Annotated in this window: 23 protein-coding genes and 1 tRNA gene; 11 read left to right on the forward strand and 13 right to left on the reverse strand. The window is 72.1% G+C overall.

Annotation, left to right across the window (positions count from 1 at the left end):
- Positions 1 to 11: 11 nt before the first annotated feature.
- Positions 12 to 1,394 carry a tetratricopeptide repeat protein gene (locus tag JAO84_RS13090; RefSeq protein WP_370413020.1) on the forward strand — a complete coding sequence of 461 codons (1,383 nt, stop codon included), beginning with the start codon at positions 12 to 14 and terminating at the stop codon, positions 1,392 to 1,394.
- Positions 1,395 to 1,565: 171 nt separating this feature from the next.
- Here the strand turns inward: JAO84_RS13090 and hppD are convergent, their stop codons facing one another.
- The gene (gene hppD / locus JAO84_RS13095) at positions 1,566 to 2,711 is read right to left on the reverse strand and encodes a 4-hydroxyphenylpyruvate dioxygenase (protein WP_370413021.1); all 1,146 of its coding nucleotides are present in this window, start codon (positions 2,709 to 2,711) and stop codon (positions 1,566 to 1,568) included.
- A gap of 121 nt (positions 2,712 to 2,832) precedes the next feature.
- Between hppD and JAO84_RS13100 the strand changes: the two genes are divergently transcribed.
- The 8 genes from JAO84_RS13100 to JAO84_RS13135 all read left to right on the forward strand — a co-directional run bounded on the left by JAO84_RS13100 (position 2,833) and on the right by JAO84_RS13135 (position 9,565).
- Positions 2,833 to 3,315, forward strand: coding sequence for an Lrp/AsnC family transcriptional regulator (locus tag JAO84_RS13100; protein WP_265868115.1), 483 nt, complete (start codon positions 2,833 to 2,835; stop codon positions 3,313 to 3,315).
- A gap of 28 nt (positions 3,316 to 3,343) precedes the next feature.
- Complete coding sequence (locus JAO84_RS13105) at positions 3,344 to 3,991, forward strand: ABC transporter permease (protein WP_370413022.1); 648 nt, start codon at positions 3,344 to 3,346, stop codon at positions 3,989 to 3,991.
- Between the two features lie 13 nt (positions 3,992 to 4,004).
- The gene (locus JAO84_RS13110; RefSeq protein ID WP_370416748.1) at positions 4,005 to 5,258 is read left to right on the forward strand and encodes a betaine/proline/choline family ABC transporter ATP-binding protein; all 1,254 of its coding nucleotides are present in this window, start codon (positions 4,005 to 4,007) and stop codon (positions 5,256 to 5,258) included.
- Between the two features lie 83 nt (positions 5,259 to 5,341).
- Complete coding sequence (locus JAO84_RS13115; protein WP_370416749.1) at positions 5,342 to 6,154, forward strand: ABC transporter permease; 813 nt, start codon at positions 5,342 to 5,344, stop codon at positions 6,152 to 6,154.
- Between the two features lie 41 nt (positions 6,155 to 6,195).
- Entirely contained in the window at positions 6,196 to 7,161 is a 966-nt protein-coding gene (locus tag JAO84_RS13120; RefSeq protein WP_370416750.1) for a glycine betaine ABC transporter substrate-binding protein, read from the forward strand.
- Positions 7,162 to 7,246: 85 nt separating this feature from the next.
- Positions 7,247 to 7,888, forward strand: a complete 642-nt coding sequence (locus JAO84_RS13125) for an ArsR/SmtB family transcription factor (RefSeq protein ID WP_370413023.1) — start codon at positions 7,247 to 7,249, stop codon at positions 7,886 to 7,888.
- Between the two features lie 74 nt (positions 7,889 to 7,962).
- Positions 7,963 to 8,172 carry a hypothetical protein gene (locus tag JAO84_RS13130; RefSeq protein WP_370413024.1) on the forward strand — a complete coding sequence of 70 codons (210 nt, stop codon included), beginning with the start codon at positions 7,963 to 7,965 and terminating at the stop codon, positions 8,170 to 8,172.
- Between the two features lie 28 nt (positions 8,173 to 8,200).
- Entirely contained in the window at positions 8,201 to 9,565 is a 1,365-nt protein-coding gene (locus tag JAO84_RS13135; protein WP_370413025.1) for an MFS transporter, read from the forward strand.
- Here JAO84_RS13135 and JAO84_RS13140 read toward each other — a convergent pair.
- Positions 9,498 to 10,301, reverse strand: coding sequence for a S16 family serine protease (locus tag JAO84_RS13140; RefSeq protein WP_370413026.1), 804 nt, complete (start codon positions 10,299 to 10,301; stop codon positions 9,498 to 9,500). The genes JAO84_RS13135 and JAO84_RS13140 overlap by 68 nt on opposite strands.
- A gap of 35 nt (positions 10,302 to 10,336) precedes the next feature.
- Positions 10,337 to 11,377 carry an alpha/beta hydrolase family protein gene (locus JAO84_RS13145; protein WP_370413028.1) on the reverse strand — a complete coding sequence of 347 codons (1,041 nt, stop codon included), beginning with the start codon at positions 11,375 to 11,377 and terminating at the stop codon, positions 10,337 to 10,339.
- Positions 11,378 to 11,462: 85 nt separating this feature from the next.
- Here JAO84_RS13145 and JAO84_RS13150 point away from each other — a divergent pair, with 85 nt between their 5' ends.
- Entirely contained in the window at positions 11,463 to 12,443 is a 981-nt protein-coding gene (locus JAO84_RS13150; RefSeq protein ID WP_370413029.1) for an ArsR family transcriptional regulator, read from the forward strand.
- A gap of 255 nt (positions 12,444 to 12,698) precedes the next feature.
- Here the strand turns inward: JAO84_RS13150 and JAO84_RS13155 are convergent, their stop codons facing one another.
- From JAO84_RS13155 to JAO84_RS13175, 5 genes are all read right to left on the reverse strand, one after another.
- On the reverse strand, positions 12,699 to 13,340 hold the full coding sequence (locus JAO84_RS13155; RefSeq protein WP_265868104.1) for an IclR family transcriptional regulator: 642 nt from the start codon (positions 13,338 to 13,340) through the stop codon (positions 12,699 to 12,701).
- Between the two features lie 391 nt (positions 13,341 to 13,731).
- The gene (locus JAO84_RS13160; protein ID WP_265868125.1) at positions 13,732 to 15,528 is read right to left on the reverse strand and encodes a DEAD/DEAH box helicase; all 1,797 of its coding nucleotides are present in this window, start codon (positions 15,526 to 15,528) and stop codon (positions 13,732 to 13,734) included.
- A 123-nt stretch (positions 15,529 to 15,651) separates the two neighbouring features.
- A complete protein-coding gene (locus JAO84_RS13165; RefSeq protein WP_370413030.1) occupies positions 15,652 to 16,074 on the reverse strand; it encodes a type II toxin-antitoxin system death-on-curing family toxin in 423 nt (140 codons plus the stop codon).
- Positions 16,071 to 16,244, reverse strand: a complete 174-nt coding sequence (locus tag JAO84_RS13170) for a hypothetical protein (protein WP_370413031.1) — start codon at positions 16,242 to 16,244, stop codon at positions 16,071 to 16,073. The genes JAO84_RS13165 and JAO84_RS13170 overlap by 4 nt, the downstream gene beginning before the upstream one ends.
- 9 nt (positions 16,245 to 16,253) lie before the next feature.
- Positions 16,254 to 17,756: an MFS transporter gene (locus JAO84_RS13175; RefSeq protein WP_370413032.1), complete on the reverse strand. Its 1,503-nt coding sequence runs from the start codon at positions 17,754 to 17,756 to the stop codon at positions 16,254 to 16,256.
- 177 nt (positions 17,757 to 17,933) lie between these two features.
- On the opposite strand from JAO84_RS13175, the gene JAO84_RS13180 reads away from it, so the two are divergent.
- Positions 17,934 to 18,005: transfer RNA gene (locus tag JAO84_RS13180), tRNA-Cys, on the forward strand.
- Between the two features lie 62 nt (positions 18,006 to 18,067).
- On the opposite strand, the gene JAO84_RS13185 is transcribed toward JAO84_RS13180, so the two are convergent.
- From JAO84_RS13185 to JAO84_RS13205, 5 genes are all read right to left on the reverse strand, one after another.
- Positions 18,068 to 18,715: a hypothetical protein gene (locus JAO84_RS13185; RefSeq protein WP_370413033.1), complete on the reverse strand. Its 648-nt coding sequence runs from the start codon at positions 18,713 to 18,715 to the stop codon at positions 18,068 to 18,070.
- A gap of 28 nt (positions 18,716 to 18,743) precedes the next feature.
- Positions 18,744 to 21,086: a hypothetical protein gene (locus JAO84_RS13190; protein WP_370413034.1), complete on the reverse strand. Its 2,343-nt coding sequence runs from the start codon at positions 21,084 to 21,086 to the stop codon at positions 18,744 to 18,746.
- An 18-nt stretch (positions 21,087 to 21,104) separates the two neighbouring features.
- Entirely contained in the window at positions 21,105 to 21,542 is a 438-nt protein-coding gene (locus JAO84_RS13195; RefSeq protein ID WP_370413035.1) for a hypothetical protein, read from the reverse strand.
- A 222-nt stretch (positions 21,543 to 21,764) separates the two neighbouring features.
- Positions 21,765 to 22,349: a hypothetical protein gene (locus JAO84_RS13200; RefSeq protein ID WP_370413036.1), complete on the reverse strand. Its 585-nt coding sequence runs from the start codon at positions 22,347 to 22,349 to the stop codon at positions 21,765 to 21,767.
- 11 nt (positions 22,350 to 22,360) lie between these two features.
- A complete protein-coding gene (locus JAO84_RS13205; protein ID WP_370413037.1) occupies positions 22,361 to 24,217 on the reverse strand; it encodes an alpha/beta hydrolase in 1,857 nt (618 codons plus the stop codon).
- Positions 24,218 to 24,219: the final 2 nt, after the last annotated feature.

The following is a 24,219-nucleotide window of genomic DNA, read 5'->3' on the forward strand; positions in this document are numbered from 1 at the left end:
CAGTGTGCGCCATGAGACCCGAGAACGTGTCGCGGACGGTCCTCGCCTCGGGCGTGGGCGCGGTGCTCGCCGCGACGGCGCTGCTGTACGTGCCCGAGCTGGCCGGCCGGTCCGCGCCGCCCCCGCCCGGTCCCGCCGAGCGCGCGGCGCACGCGGCGACCTCGGGGGCGCAGGCGGCGCTGCCGGACCTGGTCGCGCTGATCGGAGACCGGGAGAAGTGGCTGCGGGCGCACCCCGGTGACACGGGGTCCTGGGCGGTGCTCGGCTCGGCCTACACGGAGCGGGCGCTGCGCCGCGCCGACCCGGCGGACCTGCCGCGGGCCGAGGCGGCCCTGAAGCGGGCGCCCGGGAGCCTGGACGCGCAGGTGGGCCTGGCTGCGCTCGCCAACGCGCGCGGCGACTGGGCGACGGGCCGGGCGTGGGGCGAGCGGGTGCGGAAGGCGGACCCGAAGCGCTGGTCCGCGTACCCGGTGCTGATCGACGCGTACAACGGTCTCGGCGACTACAAGGCGGCCGGCAAGGCCGCCGAGAAGCTGGCCGAGCTGCACACGGGCGCGGCGGTCAGCGGCCGCTCGGCGCAGCTGTACCGCGACCGCGGCTGGCGCGAGGACGCGGGCGCGGCCGCCCTCGACGCGGTGGCCCTCGCGGAGACCGGTGCCGAGAAGGCGGTCGCGCTGTCCCGGCTTGGCGACCTGGCGTGGGAGCGGGGCGAGCCGGCGGAGGCGCTGGCGCAGTACGGGGCGGCGCTCGGGCTCGTACCGGACCACGGGCCGGCGCTCGCGGGGCGGGCGCGGGCGCGGGCGGCGCTCGGGCGGACCGAGGAGGCGGTACGGGACTGGCGGGCGGCGATCGGGCGCCTTCCGCTGCCCGGGTATCTGCTCGAAGCGGCCGAACTGGACGAGTCCCTCGGCCGCGACGAGGACGCGCGGGCGCTGTACGCGCGGCTGCGGGCGGGCCGCTGGCCGGACGCCGAGGTCGAGCTCGGCCTCCTCGACGCGGACCACGGCGACCCGGCGGCGGCCGTGCGTCGGCTGCGGGCGGCGTGGGCGGGCGGGCACCGCTCGGTGCGGGTCGCGGACGCGCTGGGCTGGGCGCTGTACCGGTCGGGCGAGCCGAAGGAGGCTCTGGACTACGCCAAGCGCGCCACCGACGAGGGCCTCCGCAGCGCCCTCTTCGCGTACCACCGCGCCGAGATCGAACGCGCCCTGGGCGACCTGAGCCCGGCCCGCCGCCACCTCGCGGAGGCGCTCCGTACCAACCCGCACTTCTCGCCGCTGCTCGCGCCGCGCGCGAAGCAGGCGGCGGCGACCCTGGGCGACTTCCCGGACGAGCTCCCGAAGGACGCCATGGCTCCGCGGGACGTCACGCCTCCGCAGGAGCCGGCGCGGTCCTAGGCGGGGGTTCGGGGTTCGCCCGCTCCGTGGGGGCGAGCCCCGGGCGGGTCCCCCGTGCCCGCCCGGGGTGTCCCGGTGGTGCCCCGGCGCGGTCGGCGTGCGGCGGGGCATGCGGGGGCCCGGCTCCGGGACGTACCCGGGGCCGGGCCCCTCGTATGGGGGGAGCGGCGGCTAGAGGTTGCCGCGGCGCTCCTGCTCCCGCTCGATCGCCTCGAACAGGGCCTTGAAGTTGCCCTTGCCGAAGCCCATCGAGCCGTGCCGCTCGATCATCTCGAAGAAGACGGTCGGACGGTCCTGGACCGGCTTGGTGAAGATCTGCAGCAGGTAGCCGTCCTCGTCGCGGTCGGCGAGGATCTTCAGCTCGCGGAGGGTCTCGATCGGCACGCGCGTGTCGCCGACCCACTCGCCGAGCGTGTCGTAGTACGAGTCGGGGGTGTCGAGGAACTGGACACCGGCCGCCCGCATCGCGCGCACCGTGGCGACGATGTCGTTCGTGGCGAGGGCGATGTGCTGGACGCCCGCGCCGCCGTAGAACTCCAGGTACTCGTCGATCTGCGACTTCTTCTTCGCGATCGCCGGCTCGTTGATCGGGAACTTCACCTTGAGGGTGCCGTCGGCGACGACCTTCGACATCAGCGCCGAGTACTCGGTCGCGATGTCGTCGCCCACGAACTCCTTCATGTTCGTGAAGCCCATGACCTTGTTGTAGAAGCCGACCCAGTCGTTCATCTTGCCGAGCTCGACGTTGCCGACGCAGTGGTCGATGGCCTGGAAGGTGCGCTTGGCCGGCGGCTCGACGATCGGGGCGGCGGCGACGTAACCCGGCAGGTAGGGGCCGTCGTAGCCGGAGCGCTCGACGAGGGTGTGGCGGGTCTTGCCGTACGTGGCGATGGCTGCGAGGACGACGGTGCCGTGCTCGTCCTTCACCTCGTGCGGCTCGACCAGGCCGGTGGCGCCCTGCTCGACGGCGTAGGCGTACGCGGCGCGGGCGTCCGGCACCTCGATCGCCAGGTCGACCACGCCGTCGCCGTGCTCGGCGACGTGGGAGTCGATGAAGCGGCCCCACTCGGTGGTGGCCTTGATGACGGAGGTGAGCACGAAACGGGCGGAGCCGTTGGTGAGGACGTAACTGGCGGTCTCGCGGCTGCCGTTCTCCGGTCCGGAGTACGCGACGAGCTTCATGCCGAAGGCCGTGGAGTAGTAGTGCGCGGCCTGCTTGGCGTTGCCGACGGCGAAGACGACCGCGTCCATTCCCTTCACCGGGAAGGGATCGGCCTCACGCGCGGTGGTCGGGGTGTGATCGATGGTCTCAGTCATGGCAGCAGAGTCCCGCCGACTCGCAAGGTGCGCAATAGTTTCTTGTTCGACTGGTCAATCTGCACAGTGACCGTTCAGTATGGGCGGACGACTTGTACATGATGACCACCGGGAGGCCGCCGTGGCGATCGATCATCTGGACGGGCGGCTCATCGTGCTGCTCGCGCAGGAGCCCCGGATCGGGGTCCTGGAGGCCTCGCGCCGGCTCGGGGTGGCACGCGGCACCGTGCAGGCCCGGCTCGACCGGCTTCAGTCGAATGGAGTCATCAGCGGTTTCGGCCCCCAGGTCGACCCCGCCGCCCTCGGCTATCCGGTCACGGCCTTCGCCACCCTGGAGATCAAGCAGGGCCAAGGCGCGGACGTGCGCGGGCACTTGGCGACCGTGCCGGAGGTCCTCGAACTGCACACCACCACCGGCCACGGCGACATGCTCTGCCGGCTGGTGGCCCGCTCCAACGCCGATCTCCAGCGGGTGATCGACCGGGTCGTCGGTTTTGATGGCATCGTCCGGGCCTCCACGGCGATCGTCATGGAGAACCCGGTCCCCCTGCGGATCATCCCGCTGGTGGAACAGGCCGCGGAGGACCCGCTTCCGCCGCGGTAGCCCTACAGCGCTTGCGGAGGGGTCGCGCGTGAGCTTCTGGGAGTACGTGGTCAGTCGCCACCAGCAGCTGCTCACCGACGCGTACCAGCACGCCAGCGTCGTCTTCCAGTGCATGGTGATCGCCACCGCGCTCGGGGTGCTGATCAGCCTCCTCACGTATCGCAGCCCATGGGCCGGGAACCTGGCCATCCTCTCCACCGCCTCCCTGCTCACCATCCCCTCACTCGCCGCGATCGGTCTGCTGATCCCGCTGGTCGGCCTGGGCGTGCCGCCGACCGTGATCACCCTGACCCTGTACGGGCTGCTTCCGGTCGTACGGAACGCGATCGTGGGGCTGCGCGGGGTCGACCCGAGCCTGGTGGACGCGGCGACGGGCATCGGCATGTCCCGGCCGGCCCGGCTGCTGCGCGTCGAGCTGCCGCTGGCCTGGCCGCCGATCCTCACCGGCATCCGGGTGTCGACCCAGATGCTCATGGGCATCGCCGCCATCGCCGCGTACGCCTCCGGGCCCGGCCTCGGCAACGAGATCTTCCGCGGCATCGCGTCCCTGGGCAGCGCCAACGCGATCAACCAGGTGCTCGCCGGGACGCTCGGCATCGTGATCCTGGCGCTGCTCTTCGACGGGGCGTACGTGTTGCTCGGCCGGCTGACGATTCCGAGGGGGATCCGTGTCTGAACCCGTCCACGGTATGAGCGTCAACGGCATGAACGGGACCGGCGGTGTGCACGGCGCGACCTCCGGGGCCTCGATCGAGCTGGAGGGGCTGACCAAGCGCTACCCCGGCAACCCCAACCCCGCCGTGGACGACGTGAACATGGAGATCAAGGCGGGCGAGACGGTCATCTTCGTCGGCCCGTCCGGCTGCGGGAAGTCCACCACCCTGAAGATGATCAACCGGCTGATCGAGCCGACCGCCGGCCGGATCCGGATCGGCGACGAGGACGTCACGAAGATCGACCCGGTGAAGCTGCGCCGCAAGGTCGGTTACGCGATCCAGTCCTCCGGGCTCTTCCCGCACATGACCGTCGCCGAGAACATCGCCCTGGTCCCGAGGATGGTCGGCTGGTCCAAGTCCCGTACGAAGGACCGGGTGGAGGAGATGCTCGACCTCGTCGGGCTCGATCCGCGCGAGTTCCACGGCCGCTATCCGCGCCAGCTGTCCGGCGGCCAGCAGCAGCGGGTGGGCGTGGCGCGGGCGCTGGCCGCCGACCCGCCCGTACTGCTCATGGACGAGCCCTTCGGCGCGGTCGACCCGATCACCCGCGACCACCTCCAGGACGAGCTGATCCGGCTCCAGCACGAGCTGCGCAAGACGATCGTCTTCGTCACCCACGACTTCGACGAGGCGATCAAGCTGGGCGACCGGATCGCGGTGCTGCGGGAGCGCTCGCACATCGCCCAGTTCGACACCCCGGAGGCCATTCTCACCAACCCGACGGACGACTTCGTCTCCGGTTTCGTCGGCGCGGGTGCCGCGCTGAAGCGGCTCAACCTGACCCGGGTACGGGACGTGGGGATCGCCGACTTCCCGACGGTGACCGTCGACGACCCGCTCCAGTCGATCTTCAACACCCTGCGCGAGGGCCGCCACAACGAGCTCCTGATGCTCGACCGGCGCGGCCGCCCGTACAAGTGGCTGCGGCGCGGCGACCTGATGCGCGCCAAGGGCTCGCTGGCCCGCGCGGGCACCCTGGTGCACGACACGGTGACCCGGGACGCGACCCTGCACGACGCCCTGGAGGCGGTGCTCCTCGACAGCGGTGGGCGGGTCGCGGTGACCGGGCGGCGCGGCGAGTACATCGGCGTGGTCGACATGGAGACCCTGATGAACTCGGTCCACGAACTCCTGGAGGCCGACCGGCTGACCGCGATCGAGCACCAGCACGACCTGGAGGAGCATCGCGCCCATCTGACCGAGCAGGAGCTGGAGGGCGGGGCGTGAACGGCGGGAGTGGGGGCGGTGGGGGCGCGGGCACTGGGGGCGGCGGGGGCGGGGGCGGTACGGAGCCGGGGGGCGCGGAGGCCCTGGTGGAGGGCCCGGCCGGGGAGGAGCGCCCGGCCGAGGAGGAGCCGCCGCCTCCGCTGCCGGCCGCGCCGCCGCGCCGGATCACCTGGCGCAAACTCGTCTTCCTGCCCGCCTTCGTGGCGGTCGTGCTGCTCGCGACCTTCCTGTGGATCTCCAACGTCGATCTCGACTCCATCGCGCGCAACGCCCTCGCCGAGGGCGTCGTGTGGCTGCGACTGCGGCAGCACATCCAGCTGACCGCGATTTCCACCTTCTGGGTGCTGATCATCGCGATCCCGCTCGGCATCGCCCTGACCCGGCGCGGCCTCAGCCGGGCGGCGCCCGTCTTCACCACCATCGCCAACATCGGCCAGGCCACCCCGGCGATCGGCCTGCTCGCGCTCCTGGTGATCTGGCTCGGCGTCGGCGCGTCGACGGCGATCATCGGCATGGTCATCTACGCGGTGCTGCCGGTGCTCTCCAACACGGTGGCCGGCCTGAAGGCCATCGACCCGCAGCTGGTGGAGGCCTCCCGCGGCATCGGCATGTCGCCCTTCGGCACCCTCTCGAAGGTCGAACTCCCGCTCGCCGTCCCGCTGATCCTCGCGGGCGTGCGCACCGCCCTGGTCCTCAACGTGGGTACGGCGACACTCGCGACCTTCGGCGGGGGCGGCGGCCTCGGCGACCTGATCACCTCCGGCATCCAGACCCAGCGGATGCCGGTCCTGGTGCTGGGCTCCGTGCTGACCGTGTCGCTCGCGCTGATCGTGGACTGGCTGGCCTCGCTCGCCGAGCTGATGCTGACGCCGCGCGGTCTGGAGGCGTCGGCATGAGCGGACGACAGGGGCGCGGACGCGGGTGCGGACGTCCCCGGATGCTGCTGGCGGGCGGGCTCGCCGGGGTGCTCGCCCTGGCGGTCGGCGGCTGCGGGCTGAAGAGCGGTTCGCCGATGGTGGACGACGTCTCCCCCGGTTCGGTCGGGCAGGGCCGGCCGCTGGAGGGCGCCTCGCTGACGGTCACGTCCAAGAACTTCAGCGAGAACATCATCCTGGGCCAGATGATCGGCCTGGTCTTCAAGGCGGCGGGCGCCGAGGTCCTGGACCGCACGAACCTCGCCGGTTCGATCAGCACCCGCGAGGCGATCGTGAAGGGCGACGCCGACGCGATGTACGAGTACACGGGCACGGCCTGGATCACGTACCTCGGCCACGCCGAACCGATCGTGGACCCGCAGAAGCAGTGGGAGGCGGTGCGCGACGCGGACCGCGCGAACGGGGTGGTCTGGCTGCCGCAGTCCACCCTCGACAACACCTACGCGCTCGCCATCAGCCGCAAGAACAACGAGAAGTACAAGCTCAGGACGCTCTCCGACGCGGCGGCGCTCGCGAAGAAGGACCCGTCGGCGGTGACGCTGTGCGTGGAGAACGAGTTCGCCTCGCGCGACGACGGGCTGCCGGGGATGCAGAAGGCGTACGGGATGAGCCTGCCGGCCTCGAACATCCAGAAGATGGACGCGGGGATCATCTACACCCAGGTCTCGAAGTCCGACTCGTGCCTGCTCGGCGAGGTGTACACGACGGACGGCCGGATCAAGGCGATGGACCTGACCGTCCTGGAGGACGACAAGCACTTCTTCCCCAACTACAACGCGGCGCCGGAGCTGAACGGCAAGGCCTTCGCCGAGCACCCGGAGATCGCGGACCTGCTGAACCCGGTGACGGCGAAGCTGACGACGGAGGTGGCGCAGGACCTCAACGCCAAGGTGGACGTGGAGGGGCAGGACCCGCACGAGGTGGCGAAGGAGTGGCTGATCAAGGAGGGCTTCATCAAGGGAAGTTGAGTCGCCACCCCGCCCCTGGAGAAGTTGCAAAGAAGTTCTGCAAAAAAGGCTTGCAGAGAGCTCTTTGCAACTCTACGGTTGTTCCATGCCCGAGAACGAGCACGAGAAGAACGAGCGCGGGACGAGCGAGCGCGCGGAGAACCAGCGCGGGAACGAAGCGCCGGTGAGCCGGGTCCTCGACCCGCGCTCCCTGCGGGCGCTCGCCCACCCGCTGCGCATCCAGATGCTGCGCGCCCTGCGCCACCACGGCCCGGCCACCGCCTCCCAACTCGCCGAGCGGCTCGGCGAGTCGAGCGGTGCCACCAGCTACCACCTGCGCCAGCTCGCGGCCCACGGCTTCGTCGAGGACGCCCCGGAGCTCGGCAAGGGCCGGGAGCGCTGGTGGCGGGCCATGCAGCAGGGCACCACGTTCGACGGTGCGCTGTACAAGAACCCCGACCCGGAGGTCCAGGGTGCCGTCGAGGTCTACCTCCACGAGATCGCGAACATCCACACCACGGAGCTCAACACCTACCTCGGCACCCGCGACCAGTGGGACGACGTCTGGCGGGACTCCTCCGACATGAGCGACTTCACGCTCCACCTCTCGCCCGAGCGCGCACACGAGCTCAACGAGAAGATCCACACGCTGATCGACGAGTACCGGGACAGCGCCGACCCCGAGGCGGCGGACGCCCAGCGGATACGGATGCACCTGCACGCCTTCCCCCAGCACGGCGTCAACTGACCCCGCCCCTCCTGCTCGCCCGCTCCCCCGCCCTCCGCCCCCACGCAGCACCTACCGGAAAGGCCACCATCACCATGCACGCCGACATCCACCTGACGCTGCACCACCTCGCCGACGCCGAACGCGAGCTGTCCGCCGTTCCCGTCGCCGCCCCTGCCGCCACCGTCGGGCCGCCCTTGCGCGTCCAACTCGGATGGCGGGTCGTCGAGTTCGGTCTGCGGCTCGCGCTGCCCGAGGGCCACCGCGCCACCGCCTCCCGCGCCGCGCACGCCGTCGCCGCCTGACCGACGCCCGAAACCGGGGGGAACCACCGTGCCCGCGCGCACCGACACACACGCACGCCCGATCTCACACTCACCCACGGCGTCCCGTCTGCCACTGGCCGCCGTCCTGTCGGCCAACGCCATCTCCATCAGCGGCAATTCGCTCACCCTCATCGGCGTCCCGTGGTTCGCCCTGGAGACCACCGGGAGCGCCGGCAAGGCCGGCCTGGTCGCCTTCTGTGCCGCCGTGCCCGTGGTCGTCTCCGCCATCGCGGGCGGTCCGGTCATCGACCGGATCGGCCGCCGCCGGGTCTCCGTCGCCTCCGACCTGATCTGCGCCCTCGCGCTCGCCGCGATCCCGCTGCTCAACCGGGCCGGTGTGCTGCAGTTCTGGATGCTGTGCGCGCTGATGGCCGTCACCGGCCTCTTCCACGCCCCCGGCGAGACCTCGCGCCATGTCCTCGTCCCCGACCTCGCCCAGCGCGCCGGCACCCCGCTGTCCCGCGCCGCCAGCCTCTACGACGCCGTCTCGCGCGGCGCCCGGATGACCGGCGCCGCCGTCGGCGGCCTCCTTGTCGCGCTGATAGGCGCCGACACGGTGCTTTACGTGGACGCCGGTACGTTCCTGCTGTCGGCGCTGCTCGTCCTGGCTGGCCTGCGGGGCGTCCCGGCGGCCGAACCGCTGCGCGACGCACCGGCGTTGAGCCTCGCCGCCTACCGCGCCGATCTGCGCGAGGGCTACTCCTTCCTGCTGCGCACCCGGCTGCTGCTCGCCGTCGACCTGATGGTGATGGTCACCAACGGGCTCGCCCTGAGCTGGAGCGCGGTGCTGCTGCCGATCCACGCCCGCGAGGAGCTCGGCGGCTCGGCCGCGCAGGGTCTGCTGGTCGCCGTCTTCGGCGGCAGCGCCCTCGCCGGCGCGCTGCTCTACGGCGCGGTGGGCCACCGCTTCCCGCGCCGGCCGGTCTTCACCGCCGGCTTCCTGATATCCGCCGCGCCGATCCTCACGGCCGCGTTCACCGACACCATCGCGCCGATGGTGGTGGCGGGGGCGTTGGGCGGGCTCGGCGCCGGGGTGCTCAACCCGATCCTCACCACCGCGTTCTACGAGGTGGTGCCGGAGGAGCTGCGCAGCCGCGTGGGCGGCGCCAGCACGGCCGCCGTGCTGCTCACCACCCCGCTCGGCGGCCTGGCCGCCGGCTTCCTGGTCGAGAGCGTGGGCATCACCTGGGCGCTGCTCACGATCGGCGGCGCGTTCGCCCTGACCACCCTCTCGCCGCTGCTGTTCCCGGTCTGGCGCGAGCTGGACGCCCCGGCCGGGCCGTCGGCTGAGGCCGGCACAGGTCCTAGCAGCTCGGGACCTGCGACTCCTGCCCCTGTTCCAGTGCCCGGAGGGACGCCACCGCGTCGCTGAGCGCGGTGACGGGAACCAGGCGCAGCCCCTTGGGCAGTTCGGCCCGGGCGTCGGAGCACTCGGCCTTCGGGACGAGGAAGACGGTGGCGCCGTCGCGGGCGGCGGCCTGCGTCTTCAGGGACACCCCGCCGACCGCGCCGACGGTGCCGTCGGGCTCGATCGTGCCCGTACCGGCGACGGTCCGGCCGCCGGTCAGGTCGCCGCCGTCGCCGTCCCCGTCGATCTTGTCGACGATGCCGAGGGAGAAGAGCAGTCCGGCGCTCGGGCCGCCGACGTCGGCGAGGTGGAGGGTGACCTTGACCTTCTTCGGGTCCAGCTTGAGGTAGCCGAGGGCGGCGAGGGCGGCGGCGTCCTGCGACTCCTTCATCTGCCCCAGGTTGTGCTGCTCGATCTCCTCGTCGGACTGGCCCGTCGGATAGACCGAGGACTTCGGCAGCACCGCCCGGTCGGTGCGGAACCAGGCGTCGGCCACATCGCCCAGGTCGATCGACGCGGACGGCCCGGTCGCCAGGATCGTCGTCATCCTCAGCTGTCCGTCGGTCGGGCGGACCGGGGCTCCGGTGACGGTGATCACCTCGCGCCCCTGGTCCTTGCCGAGCACATTGGCGGTGGTGCCAGGCTGTGCGATGGCGTACGGCAGCGGCGCGAGCCCGGCGACGGCGAACAGCGCGACGACGGGCAGGGCGCAGAGCGCGAGGGCACGGGTGCGCGGGAGACTGGCGAGACGGGAGAGCACGCCCCCAGGCTACTGGGCGCCCGCCCCGGGCCCTGCTACGGCAGGTGGCGGGCGAAGAAGCCGCCCACCCGGCGCCGTACCGCCGCGATCGTCCGGTCCGGGTCGCCGGGGCCCACGAGCGCGGCCCGCGCCTCCGCGGTGACGAGCCCCGCGGCCTGCAGCCGGGGCACCAGGGCCGCGTAGTCGGTGAACGCCCAGTGGTTCGCGTCCCGCAGCCGTGCCCGCTCCCCCGGGACCCCCGCCCAGGAGGAGTCGATGCGGGCGGCGCCCTCGGTGAAGCCGTCGGTGCGGAAGAGGAGCAGGGGCCGGCCGGTGTCCGGGACGGGGTCCAGGTCGAGGTAGCCCTCCAGGTTGGCGACGGCGCGGACGCGGGGGTCGGCACCGGCGGCGTACACGGCGGCGGTGCCGCCCGCGGAGTGCCCGTAGATCCCGATGCCGGAGGCCTCCGGCAGCAGCCGGGGTACCTGGCCGAGGACGAAGCGGAGGTCGGCCACCCGGGTGTCGATCATGGTGCGGAAGGTCGCCGGGTCCGGCGGCCCGTGCAGGGCGGTGGTGCGCAGTCCGCTCGGCAGTTCCACCTGGCTGGCGTCGCCGGGGTGGTCGACGAGGACCACGGTCCGGCCGTGGCTCGCCAGGTCCTCGGCCAGGCCGCTGCCGAGGCTGCGGGCGTCCCCGCCGCCCGGGCTGTAGAGGAGCACCGGCCGCCGCCCCGGCAGCGGCGGCGCGCCGATGTGCCCGTGGGTGCGGACGCTCCCCCAGTCCACCGTGCCCTCCGCCGGAAGCCCCTGGTGGATCCACGGCGCCAGTTCGGCGAACGCCCGTGCCTCGGCCGGGGTGAGCTGCGGGGCGCGCGGGCAGCCGCGCACCCCGGCGGCCGGGTACAGGACGGTGAGCATCACCTCCCGCACCCCGCCGACCCAGGGATCGGTACGGGAGGGGTCGGTCAGGGCGAGGGTGCGCAGCCCGACGGGGTACGGCCCGGTCGGCGCGGGCAGCGGCAACGCGGGGCGGCTGGGCGAGTGGGCGGCGATGGGGGCGATCAGGGCGCCTTTGAGGAGGGTGCGTCGAGAGGTCATGCGAGCATCGTGGGAGCGGGGCGGGCGGCGCCGCGAAGGTTCAGGCCCTGCCCGAAAGGCTGGCGGAGGACGGGGAGTTGTGCCGGTGCTGCGGATCCACCTCACTGCGGACGATCTCGCCCGGGTGCGCTTCGCCCCGCGCCCGGCCCCGCTCCAGGAGCTCCACGCGGCCCTGACGACGGCCGTCGCGCCGTTCCCGGCGGGCCCGCTGTTCGCGCGCTGGCGGTCCCGAATCCTGCGCACCCTGCCGGCCGCCGCGGCCCCGCTCGCCGACCTGGTGCCGGGCGGCCGCCCGCCGGCCTTCCTCGACGTCCTCGGCGACACGCTGGACGATGCCTTCGACCGCATCCGCGCGACGCGATCCGAGACCGTGCGGGCCGAGCTGGAGCGGGTGTACGGGGCGGGGCCCGCGCCGCGCTGGATCCGCGGCCTGCACGCGGGCGAGGCGGCGTCCTGGCGGGCCGTGCGCCGGGCCCAGCGGGCCGCGTACGAGACGGTCCTGGCGCCGGTCTGGCCCCTGGTCCAGGACCTGCACCGCGACGCGTTCGCCCGCCACGCCCTGACGGTCGCCGAACACGGCCTGACCGCCGCCCTCCAGTCCCTCGCGCCCGGCACCCGCTTCGACGGCACCGTCTGGGAGTGGCCCGCCGCCGCCCCCGACCGCGACATCCACCCGGCCGGCCGCGGCCTGCTCCTCCTCCCGACCTTCCACCACCCCACGGGCCCCCTCCTCCACGACCTCCCGCCCCACCCGGTGGTCCTCACCTACCCGTCGAGCCCCGCCCTCCCCCCGCCCACCCCGCAACCGGAAGCCCACGAGGACCCCCTGGCGGCAGCCCTCGGCCGCACCCGCGCGGCCCTCCTCCGCCTCCTCACCACCCCCCTGACCACCACCGAACTGGCCCGCGCCCTCCACATCAGCAACGCCACCGCCTCCACCCACGCAGCCGCCCTCCGCTCCGCCGCCCTCCTGACCACCACCCGCACCGGCCGCTCGGTAACCCACGCCCGAACGCCCCTGGCGGACCTGGTGATGGGCGCGCGCGGGGGCGGGGGGAGGGTGTAGGGGGGCGGGCGGGATGCGCCGGCCCTCCCGGGCGGGTCGGGCACGGCGTGGCGCCGGGAGGCTCTCCGGTGCCCGGGGCGAAGCCCCGAGGGTTCGGCCGCAGGCCGCAGCCCCGGCCCCGCGGCGGCGGCGCGCATGCCGGACCTGGGCCCGGGCAGGCCCGGCCATCGCGCGCGCCCAAGCGCCGCGCGCCCCGGGCCGTAACCCGGGGGGAGGCCGCACGTCCCAGGGCCCCACCCCCGGTCGCCGCGCGCTCTAGCGCAGCGCGTCGGCGACCTCGCGGGCCGCGTCCACCACGCGGGGGCCGACGCGTTCGGGGACGGCGTCGGCGAGCATGACCACGCCGACGCTGCCCTCGATGCCGGTGACGCCGACCAGGGGCGCGGCGGCGCCGCTGGCGCCCGCCTCCAGTTCGCCGTGGGTGAGGGTGAAGCCGGGTTCGATGAGTTCGCCCTGGCGGGCGGCGAGGATGGCGCGGCCGGCCGCCCCGCGGTCCAGCGGGTGCCGGAAGCCGGCGCGGTAGGCCACGTGGTAGTCGGTCCAGGTGGGTTCGACGACGGCGACGGCGAGCGCGTCGGCCCCGTCCACCAGGGTGAGGTGGGCGGTGGCTCCTATGTCCTCGGCGAGCGAGCGCAGCGCGGGCAGCGCGGCCTCCCGCACCAGCGGGTGCACCTGGCGGCCCAGGCGCAGCACGCCGAGCCCGACGCGGGCGCGGCCGCCCAGGTCGCGGCGGACCAGGGCGTGCTGCTCGAGGGTGGCGAGCAATCGGTAGACGACGGTCCGGTTCACACCGAGTCGGTTGGACAACTCGGTGACGGTCAGGCCGTGGTCGGTGTCGGCGAGCAGTTTGAGGACTCGAAGTCCCCGGTCGAGCGTCTGGGAGGTCTCCGCGGTCACGACGCCCTCTCCTTCGGAGTGAGTGACAGCGGACTCGTACGAAAGCTGCGACACCGGTCCCATCGGCGACGCACGTCAGAGGCCGCCGGCAGGACGGGGTACACCGGCTGCGCTCCGCGGCGGCGCTGCCACGGGGCGTTTGCTTGAGCCGGGACAGTAGCGGCGTGCTCCGCTCAGCGGAAGACCTCGTCCAGAATCCGGGCGCCGACGACCGGATACGGGCGGTTCGGGACCTAAGTCGGCCGAACGCGGGACTTTGGCTGACAAGGGGGCCCGGTTCGTCCCCGTAGCGTGCGAGGTGTGCCCGGGCCGACCGTGGGGGCCGGTCCCGGGAACGGCCGAGGCCCGTACGCCGCCTGCGTACGGGCCTCGAACCGTCATGTGCGGGGGCTCACCGCATCCGCGTGGCCCACTCCTGCACCTTCTTGATCCGCTCGCGGATCTGCCCGGCGGTCGCCTCCGCGCTCGGCGGCCCGCCGCACACCCGCCGCAGCTCGGTGTGGATGACACCGTGCGGCTTGCCGCTCTGGTGAACGTACGCACCGACCATCGTGTTGAGCTGTTTCCGCAGCTCAAGCAGCTCCTTGTGGGAAACGACGGGCCGCCGTTCCGCCGGAAGCTCCAACAGATCGGCCTCGGTGTCCGGCTTCTTGCGGCTGTGCGCGATCTGCCGGGCCTGCCGCTTCTGGAGGAGCAGCTGCACCTGGTCGGGTTCGAGGAGCCCGGGGATGCCGAGGTAGTCCTGCTCCTCCTCGCTGCCGGGGTGGGCCTGCATGCCGAACTCGGCGGCGTTGTAGAGGACGCGGTCGAAGACGGCGTCGGACTCCAGCGCCTCGAAGGGCAGCATGTCCTGCTCGCCGGTGTCCTCGTCCTGCTGCCGCTCCGCCTCCGCCATCTCCTTCTCGGACTCGGCGTACGGGTCCTCGTCCTCGCCCGCCTTCTTCGGCTTGTCGAGCACGTGGTCGCGCTCGACCTCCATCTCGGTGGCGAAGCCGAGGAGGCTGGGGATGGTGGGAAGGAACACGGACGCCGTCTCGCCGCGCCTGCGGGATCGCACGAAGCGCCCGACGGCCTGCGCGAAGAACAGCGGTGTCGAGATCGTCGTCGCGTACACGCCGACGGAGAGCCGCGGCACGTCGACGCCCTCGGACACCATGCGGACCGCGACCATCCAGCGGTCGGTGTTCTCGCTGAACTCGTCGATGCGGTTCGAGGCGCCGGTGTCGTCGGACAGCACGACGGTGGCCTTGGTGCCGGTGATCTCGCGGATCAGCTTGGCGTAGGCGCGGGCCGAGTCCTGGTCGGAGGCGATGACCAGGCCGCCGGCGTCCGGGATGGACTTGCGGACCTCGGTGAGCCGCTGGTCGGCGGCGCGCAGCACGTTCGGCATCCACTCGCCGCGCGGGTCGAGCGCGGTCCGCCAGGCCTGCGAGATGGCGTCCTTGGTCATCGGCTCGCCGAGGCGCGCGGCGATCTCGTCACCGGCCTTGGTGCGCCAGCGCATGTTGCCGCTGTAGGAGAGGAAGATGACCGGCCGGACGACGCCGTCGCCGAGCGCGTTGCCGTAGCCGTAGGTGTAGTCGGCCGAGGAGCGGCGGATGCCGTCGTTCCCCTCCTCGTACGTGACGAAGGGGATCGGGTTGGTGTCGGAGCGGAACGGCGTGCCGGTGAGGGCGAGCCGCCGGGTGGCCGGCTCGAAGGCCTCCAGGCAGGCCTCGCCCCAGGACTTGGAGTCTCCGGCGTGGTGGATCTCGTCGAGGATGACGAGGGTCTTGCGCTGTTCGCTGCGGTTGCGGTGGAGCATGGGCCGCACGCCGACGCCGGCGTACGTGATGGCGATCCCGTCGTACTCCTTGCTGAGCGGCCCGGCGCTGTAGTCCGGGTCCAGCTTGATCCCTATCCGCGCCGCGGCGGCCGCCCACTGCTTCTTCAGGTGCTCGGTGGGGGCGACGACCGTGACCTGCTGCACCACGTGGTGGTGCAGCAGCCAGGACGCGAGGGTCAGCGCGAAGGTGGTCTTGCCGGCGCCGGGCGTGGCGACCGCGAGGAAGTCACGGGGCTGCTCCTGGATGTACTTCTCCATCGCGCCCTGCTGCCAGGCTCGCAGCTTGTTGGCGGTGCCCCAGGGGGCGCGGCCGGGGAAGGCGGGAGAGAGGTGGTGTGAGGAGGTGGCGGTGGTAGTCACGATCTCCGGTTACGGTTCGACGCTCGTCCAGACGCTCGTCCAGATATGACAACCGGGCCACCTTACCGGTGCGATCGCGTCGACCCGGCAGGATCGAGCCCGCGTCGAGGCGCCGTGAGACCGTCCTCACACTCCTCCGGAAAGCGTTCTCAAACGCCCCGCTATGTCCGTGATCTCCGCCAATTCGCCGCCGGCCACGCCCACGACCAGCTCGTATGCCCGGTCCTGGTCGGCGTCGGCGAGATCGACTCCGTTGACGGCGAGGAAGACGGCGGCGGAGAGCCAGGCGGCGCGCTTGTTGCCGTCGACGAAGGGGTGGTTGGAGGCGAGGGCGTGGAGGAGGACGGCCGCCTGCTCGTAGAGGTCGCGGTACGCGCTCTCGCCGAACATACGGGCCCGGGGACGGTGCACCGCGGACTCCAGGAGCCCGGGCGCGCGCAGCTCGGGGTCGCCGTCGCCGGTGAAGGCGAGGCGGGCGACGGCGGTGACCTCGGCGACGGTGAGGAAGCGGGTGCCGGTGGGACCGGTGGTGCCGGTGGTGCCGGTCATGCTCCGAGCCTCCGGAGGAGGTCGTGGTGGCGGAGGGCGAGCCGCATGGCGGTGTGCGTGACGCGGGTGGTCTCGACGTCGACGTACCGGCGTACGGCCTCGTCGACGAGCTCGTCGACGGTGACGCCTCGGGCGTCGGCGAGATCGGCGAGGTCGGGGTGTCGTTCCATGCCCGCACCCTAGGCAGGACCAGACTCCGCAGCCACCGCCTTTCGGTCGCGGAGGCGGGTGGCGACCCAGCCGCCGAGCGCGGCGACACCGGCCATGGGCAGGAAGACGGCGGCGAAGGCGGCCGGGTGGGACCCGGCGCCGGCCTCGGAGACGGCGTGGCCGACCGCGCCGCCGCCGAGCGCGGCGAAGGCGGCGCCGCCGGCGGCGAGGAGGAGGACGTTGGAGAGGCCGTCGGAGATCTGGAGGGCGGCGGAGTTCGCCCCGGCCTCCTCGGGCGCGGAGAGCTTGAGCAGCAGAACGCTGGTGGAGGCGATGACCATGCCCATGCCGAAACAGCCGAACGCCCAGGCCACGGCGACCACCCACACCGGCACGCCCTGGATCAGCACGCTCGGCGCGGCGGCGACGGCGAGCGCGACAAGCACCATGCCGAGGACGACGAGGCGTTCGCGGTACGGCTCCGTGCGCGGCTGCGACTGCACCCAGGAGCCGAGCGCCCAGGTCAGGCCGCCGACGGCGAGCGAGAGCCCGGCGAGGGTGGGGCTCAGACCGCGCTGGGTGACCAGCATGAGCGGTACGAAGGACTCGGCCGCGATGAAGGAGCCCGCCGCGACACCGCGGAGCAGCACGACGGAGGGCAGCCCGCGGGCGGCCCGGTACGTCCCGCGGGGCAGCAGCCCGCGCACGGCGGGCACGAGCAGCGCGGCACCGGCCGCGGCCGGCAGCAGCGAGAGCCAGCGCAGCTCCTGCCCGGCGTACTGCAGCAGTGCCGCCCCGAGCGATATCGCGAACGCCAGCCGGATCCGCCGCCGGTCCCACGGCACGACGGGCGCGTCGGGGTCGGCGGGCCCGGACGCGGTACGCCGGATCGCGGGCAGCGCGAGCGCGAGCGGGAACACGACGAGGGCCGGGATGCCGACGAAGACCCAGCGCCAGCCGAGCTGCTCGGTGATCGTCCCGGACGCCAGCGGCCCGACCACCGACGGCACGACCCAGCTCGCGGCGAACGCCGCCATGATCGCCGGCCGCAGGTGCTCCTCGTACGCCCGGCTGATCACCACGTACAGCGCGACGATCACCAGCCCGCCGCCGAGCCCCTGCACGGCCCGCCCGAGGATGAACAGCCACATCGAGCCCGCCGTCCCGGAGAGCAGCAGCCCGGCCGCGAAACAGCTCATCCCGACCGTCAACGGCCCGAGCGGCCCGCTCCGGTCCGACCACTGCCCGGACAGCACCATCCCGAACAGACTCGTCGTGAAGTACGCCGAGAACGCGAACGCGTACAACGGCACCCCGTCCAGCTCCCGCGCCGCGACGGGCATCGCCGTCCCGACGGCGGTCGCCTCGAACGCGATCAGCAGCACGACGGACACGATCCCGATGCTGAGCGCCCGATGCCCCCGGTCGAGCACGGACCCGCCGCCTGCGGTTTCGGACGGCACGGCGGCGGGCGGCGGTGCGACGGCGTCGACGACGTCAGCGTCGACGTCACGCGGTTCGAGGGCGCTCATACGCCCAGAGTAAGGGTCGTAGCCGGATATGGCCCCTGTCGCGAGTCCCATCCCTCCTGCCCCGATGGTCGTACGCCCCCAGCCCGACCGTGAACGGGATATGGCAGTCGTGTTGCGTCCCCGGCGAAACCATTGAGCTCCCTCTTCGCCCCCGCCTAACGTCGTTCCTGTCACCACGACCGTGTGCCCGAGTGGTTGAGGGGCTCGCCTGCAAAGCGAGTTACGTGGGTTCGATTCCCGCCACGGTCTCTGGAAAGGGAATGGGGCGGCTCCCGGAAGGGAGCCGCCCCATTCCCTTTCCGCGCTCGGAACTACTGGATCCTGGGCTTGAACACGGGCTTGTCGGGGAGCCCCGCGTTGTTCTCGCAGCCGAGCTTCTTGACGAGGGCGAGGGTGACGGAGTGGAGGACGGTGAGGTTGGCTTCGCGGATGGCGGGGCTGTCGGGGAGATCCGATCGTCTGAATCTCAGCATCCCGTCGAAGCGGGCGGGCCGCTCCCGGGATCCTTCGAGCCGAGGACTCACACAGGCCACGAACAGATACGCGGCTTCCGGACCGGACCACGCTTCACGCCCCATGGCGTACGGGTGCAGACCGACCGGGTCGGCATCTCCGATGAGGTCGCTGTCGTCGTACCGTCCGAAGAGGATGTCGACCCGGTCCGAACGGCCGGCGGCATCGGCGCGGCAGAGGCTACGGCTCCGCGACCGCAACCCGTCTTCCGCGTAGTCCTCGGTCAGCTGCGCCACGACGCGATCCAGACCGCCCCTGGGGTCGTGGGCGAACTTGTCGGTCCTCAGCACCGTTTCGAGGGCACGGGCCGCCTCGGGTGAAAGCGTGTCGTCGCACTGCTGCGCGGCTGTGACGCGCTGCTTCTCAGGCTCTTCGCCTCCTCCACAGCCAGTGAGCAGGAGGCATGCTGCCAGCCCCGATACACCAACCCTGATCCATTTCCTCATGTGAATCCTCGGGTCGACCGCCGCGCGATCAACCGGTCTCGGAGGCGTTACCGGTCTGCCCCGTCAGGGTGTTGCCCTTCCCGTAGCCGATGTCGACCGCGTCGATGAGGTCCTGCCGGCAGTTACCGCTCACCTGCGATCGGTGTACCTGCACGAAGCGCTCCATGGGTGCTTCGGCGCTGTACCGGCCGGCCTCGTAGATGGCCTTCCTGTCCTCGTGGATCTTGTCCTCCGCCGCGTCCTTGTGGTCCTCGACCGCCTTGTCGGACCAGTCGCCGACGACCTGTCCTGCGAGCGTCTCCATGGCGCCGGAGCCGGTGTCGACGGCAAGCGGCACGATGATCGCGGCGGCTCCCGCGGCGGCAGCCGTAGCCGGCAGGAAGGCCACGCCGGCCCCGATGGCTGCGCCGGTGCCGAACTCCACCCAGGCGGCCTTCTTCGCCTGCGCCTTCTCGTAGTCCTCGTGCAGCTTCATGCCCTCGGCCTCGACCTGCCTGGCTCGGGCCTCGTCCAGCACTCCCTGGAGCGAGGCGCCGGTGCGTACGGCCTCCCGGGCCCGGGCTTCGTCGATCCGGCCGTCGGGGCCGACCTGGGCCTCCAGCACGCTGGTGGTGTAGAGGCGCTCGGCCGTGGACATCGTGGCGTACGCGTCCGGGTGCTGTCCCAGGACGCTGAGGAAGTCGACCGCCGCTGTCCGCCCGAACTTCAGGTGCCCGGCACCGTCCCCACCAGGTGCGAAGGGAGCCGTCGACTCGTTCTTGGTGAGTGCCCAGTTGAGGTCGTCGATGTACCCGGCGCCCATATTGCCGAGGCTGTCCGCCATGACGGAGTGGTGCTTCTTGAGGAGTTCGGCGTCGCCGCCGTACTTCTCGATCACGGCCGCCATGATGCCCGCGGTCGTCTCGTCCCGCCTCAGCTCCGGCTTCGGGTCGTCCCACCCGTGCCCGAGCGTCGCCGCCTCCAGCGCGTGCCCCAACGCGTCCGGCAGGTAGTCCGCGGCCTTCTTCTTCTCGTCGGGATCGTGGCTGTCGATGTCGCGGAAGAACTCGTACTTCTCGTTGGCGAAGAAGTCGAGGTAGTTGGTGATCGGCTCACCGTCCTTGCCCTTGCCGAGGTCCAGCGTGCCGCCCGCCCGACCGTCCACCTCGTACGCCGTCGGCTCGGCCGAGAAGAACCGCTTCGCGGCCTCCGGGCTGTGCCCCAGCGCCTCCAGCATCGGGATCATCGGGTCGTACCCGGCGCCGTTGACGCCCGACGGGTTGAAGCGGTTGTGGAACCAGCCCTCCCCCATCGGTTTGTTGTCGACGAAGAGGCGCGGGTCCTTCGCGTGGAGCTGGGCGACGTGTTCGGCGATCGGGACCAGGAAGCGGGGGTGGTAGTCGCCGTGGCGCAGGATGCCGCCGAGCAGTTGGTAGCCGAACGCCGGGTTGTGGTCGCGCGGGGAGAGCGGGATGCGCTCGGTGCCGAGCCGGCGCATCTCGGCCGACCACGTCTCGGTCCACGCGTCCCCGCCCCGCGTCGCCGTGGCCAGGTTCAGACCCAGGTTCCTCTGCAGGTCCTGGACGTCCTTCAGGCGCTCCGCGTCGAGCTTCACGCCGCCGGTCGCGTCCCCGGCGAGCCCGCCGAAGAGTTCCAGGGCGCCCTTGGCACCGAGACCGTCGTAGAAGGTCCGGGCGAACTCCCTCGAGCCCTGGTGGTCGCCAAGCAGCTCGTTGAGCCGCACCAGCTCCGCGTGCGAGAGCCCGCGGCCCTCGCGGCCCTTCTTCGCCAGGGCGAGCGCCCGGTCCGCCTGCTCCGCGTCCAGGCTGCCGTACTTCGGGGCGCTGAACTGGTGCCTGTCGCCGGTGATGTCGGCCCGCAGCGCGTTCGCGCACGCCTCGTCGGCGTCGTCGCAGCTGTCGATGACGGCGTCGAGGCGACGCTGCAGCGCCGCGATGTCGACGCGCTGCTTGCGCAGGGCCTCGGCGTGGTCGCGGTCGTAGTGCGCGACCGCCTCCCGCTCCAGCGAGAAGGCGGCCTCGACGACGCCGTTGCCCTTCACCACGAGCCCCTGGTGCGGGGCGTCGGTCTCGACGAGCGTCGTGAGGTCGGCCTTCGCCTTCCTGAAGGCGTGGTAACCGTCCTCAAGGACCCTGTGGATGCCGTCCGCGGCCTTCGCCGCGTCCGCGAACTCCTTCGCGGTCTTGTCGATGAAGGGCTTGGTGACCTCGGCGTTCACGCCTCGCCAGTCCTCGGCCCCGGCCTTCGCGGCCATCGTCTTCCGCGCGTCCTCGGCGAGCCGGTCGAGCCGGCTCTTCATCTCGGACCAGCGGTCGGCCGCGGCCTTCATCCGGTCGAGCGGCGCGTGGTACACGTTGTCGAAGGTCAGCACGATTCCTTACCCGCCCCCCTACTTGAAGTACTCGCTGATCCTCGACACGCCGATCGCCGTTCTGATGTCCTCGTCGTCCTTCGCGTGGGCGGCCGCGCTGTAGTCCAGGTGGTTGGAGATGTGCGCGCAGGCGTCGAGGAGGGTGCCGAGCTGGGAGGCCCAGGTCTCCTGGACGGTCGCCAGGGCCCGGCCGGTGCGGAAGCCGTTGTGCGACAGGCCGGTCGCGGCGTCGGTGGTGTCCGTACGGGCGTGGTGGCCGTCCTTCGCGAGGCGGCCGTGCAGTTCGTGGGCGGCATGGCCGATGGCGCCCAGGTGGTCTTGCCGGAACCCGAGATCGGCACCGCCGCCACCGCCACCGCCGCCGGAATCCGGGGCCGTACCCGTACGGTTCAGGCGCATGCCCACCCGGCCGGCCGCGGCGCTCCGCGCGGCGGCCCACTCCTCGTCGAACGACACGACTGTCCCCACCCCTGCCCCGCCCCAAGCGTCCTCGCTGCCGCTGTCGGAGCACCGGACTCTACGCACGCGTACGACCGGGTGAGGGGGCCCGCGTCAACGCGACGCCGGCCCGCCCCCGGGGGCATGGGGGCGGGGACCGGTGCGGGCGGGGCCGGCAGGGCGGACGGCTGACACCCGTACGGGTGGGGCTACTCGGTCAACTCTCTGTCACCGCACGGCTCAGTTGCCCGCCGGCGTGGTCGCGGACCAGAAGTCGGAGGTCACGTTCGGTGCCGTGGGCGGCTCGTTGTAGTAGTCGCGGCCGTGCGGCGGCGACGTGGGGGGCTTGACGTCGGACTTCTCCACGCAGGGCGTCGTCACCTCGAAGTGGGCCTGCCCCTTCCAGCCGATCAGGACGCTGGCCTGGAACCCGTCCGGACTCACGTAGTACGCCGCCTGCTTGTCCTTGCTCGTCGCGCGGAACGTGAAGCCCTTGCTCTTCCAGTGCCGGTCGACCAGACCGAGGAACGCGCCCCTGCGCTGCTCGGAGATGATCGTCATCACGGTGCGCGAGCGGTCGGTCGAGCAGTTGCCCGCCATGGTCGGACGGTGTGTCCACTCCACCGGAGGCTGGATCGCGCCGAGCACGTCGTCCAGGATCTCGTCCGCCCGGTCGGCGGCCTGCTGCATGTTCATCTTCGGGTTCGTCTTCGGGTTCACCTTCGGCACCTTCTCCTCACCACTCCGCGCCGGCCCACCGCCCGTCATCGCACAACCCGCGAGCAGGGTCGCGAGCAGGGTCGCGAGGCCTGCCGCGGCAGGCACCCGCAGTCCCCTCATCGCCGCGCCTCCGGGATGATCTTTCCGGGTTCGCCGGCGACGATCGCCGCGATGTTGTCTGCAGACATCTGATCCTTCTCGGGCGTGAAGTAGTTCGAGTGCGCGCTGAGGTCCGGCCGAGTCTCCCAGAACTCGGGGAACTTCACGTCCACCAGCTCGGGGCCCGGGTCGACCCGGAAGCGGGTCGCTCCGAAGGCCTCGCTGGCCGGGTCCTTGCCGAAGTAGATGTCGTCGTGGCCGCGGTCGAACGTTTCCGCAATGCCGTAACCGCCCAGTCCGCCCTCGACCGCGCCCGTGACCGTACCGATGATGGGCGGGCCGGTGAAGGTGCCCACGATCCCGCCGATCACCGCGCCCCCGATGGCCGCCTTCGACTCGCCCTTGCTCGGCAGCTTGGTGACGACGTCGTTGTCGGCCGCGCCGACGAAGACATGGCCGGGGTCGACGCCCAGGTCCGTGGCCTTGTCCACCCCGACGCCGGGGCTGCCCACCAGGATGATGTCGTCGACTCCCGGGATGCCACCCTCGTGGAGCTGGGTGGCCTGGCCGACCGTGAGGGAACCGTACGAGTGGCCGATCGCCGTGATGTGCGCGGCGTCGCCGTGGTCGTTCGTGGCCGACAGGCCCTCCATGAAGGAGCTGTAGGCGGGAGCGCCGTTCCTGGCGTCGTCCTCCGACATCACGTCGATGTCCTGGGGGGCGTCGTAGCCCAGCCAGACGATGGACGCACTGGACGGATCGAGCTTCTGGGCGCCGACCGCGGTGTCGTACGCCCGCTTCACCGTTCCGCCCGCGAACGACCCGTCGAGCTTGGTGCCCAGGCCCGGAACGTACGCCGAGACGTTCGTGGCCGTGTCCGGATTGCCGAAGGACACGATGGCGCGCCCGTTCCCCTGGTCGCCGACGCCCAGCAGGAACATGGGCGGCTGGCTGCCCGCGTTCAGCTTGTCCTGGATGCCCCGGAGACCGTCCAGCTTGGTCATGGACGCCTCGTCGCCCTGGTCGGCGAGCTTGCCCATGAGCTGCGGCAGGTAGGTGCGGTTGGCCTCGTCGCGCGCCACCGCGGGGATGCCGTCCAGGTTCCCGATGGTGTCGGGGTACGCGGCCAGGTAGGCGATCTTGTCCTCTTCGCTGAGCCCGTTCCACCACTCCTTGCGCTCGGCGGGGCTCTGGCCCAGCGGAATGTCGTCCTTGTAGACGTCGCCGGCCGCTCCGTGGACCGCACCGGCGTCCTTGCTCACGTCGGCCCAGGTGTTCTCGGTGACGTCCAGGCCCTGCTCGGCCTTCAGCCGGCGCACGGCGGCGGCGTACTGGCCGTCGATCGTCCGCGCCTCCGAGAGCGCGCTGCCTATCGCGTCGGCGATGTCCTGCGCCTTCGCGGCGTTCGGGTTGAGGTTGGCCGCGGCGCGGACGTCGTCCATGATCCGCCCGAACATCCCGCCCGAACGGCGCACGGTGTCGCCCTGCGGTTTCTGTCCGTCGATCTCGGGGCCGGCGGCCGGATAGCTGACGGAACAGTCGGGATGCACGGTGAAGCCGAGGTGCTCGGCGTCGGCGAGCGCGTCGAGGAGCCTGCGCTGCGGCGCGGCCAGTTCCTCGGCGAGTCCGCTGAGGGACACCTGCATCAGACCGCACTCGGTGTGGATGTACTGGTAGTTCCGGCCGAGCCGGCCCAGGCGGGCGGCTGCCGCGATGGTCCCCATCCCCTTGGTGACGTCGGTCAGCTTGGGGACGATCTCCTTGTCGAGCTTGCCCCGCGACTCGTAAGCCCGCTTGCTGACCTCGCCCCAGCCCCTGGCGGCCTCCACCAGCTCGTTGAGCTTCAGGTCCTTGAGCTCCTGCATCGACATCATGG

It is taken from the genome of Streptomyces fradiae (genome assembly GCF_041270065.1).
GTDB lineage: Bacteria > Actinomycetota > Actinomycetes > Streptomycetales > Streptomycetaceae > Streptomyces.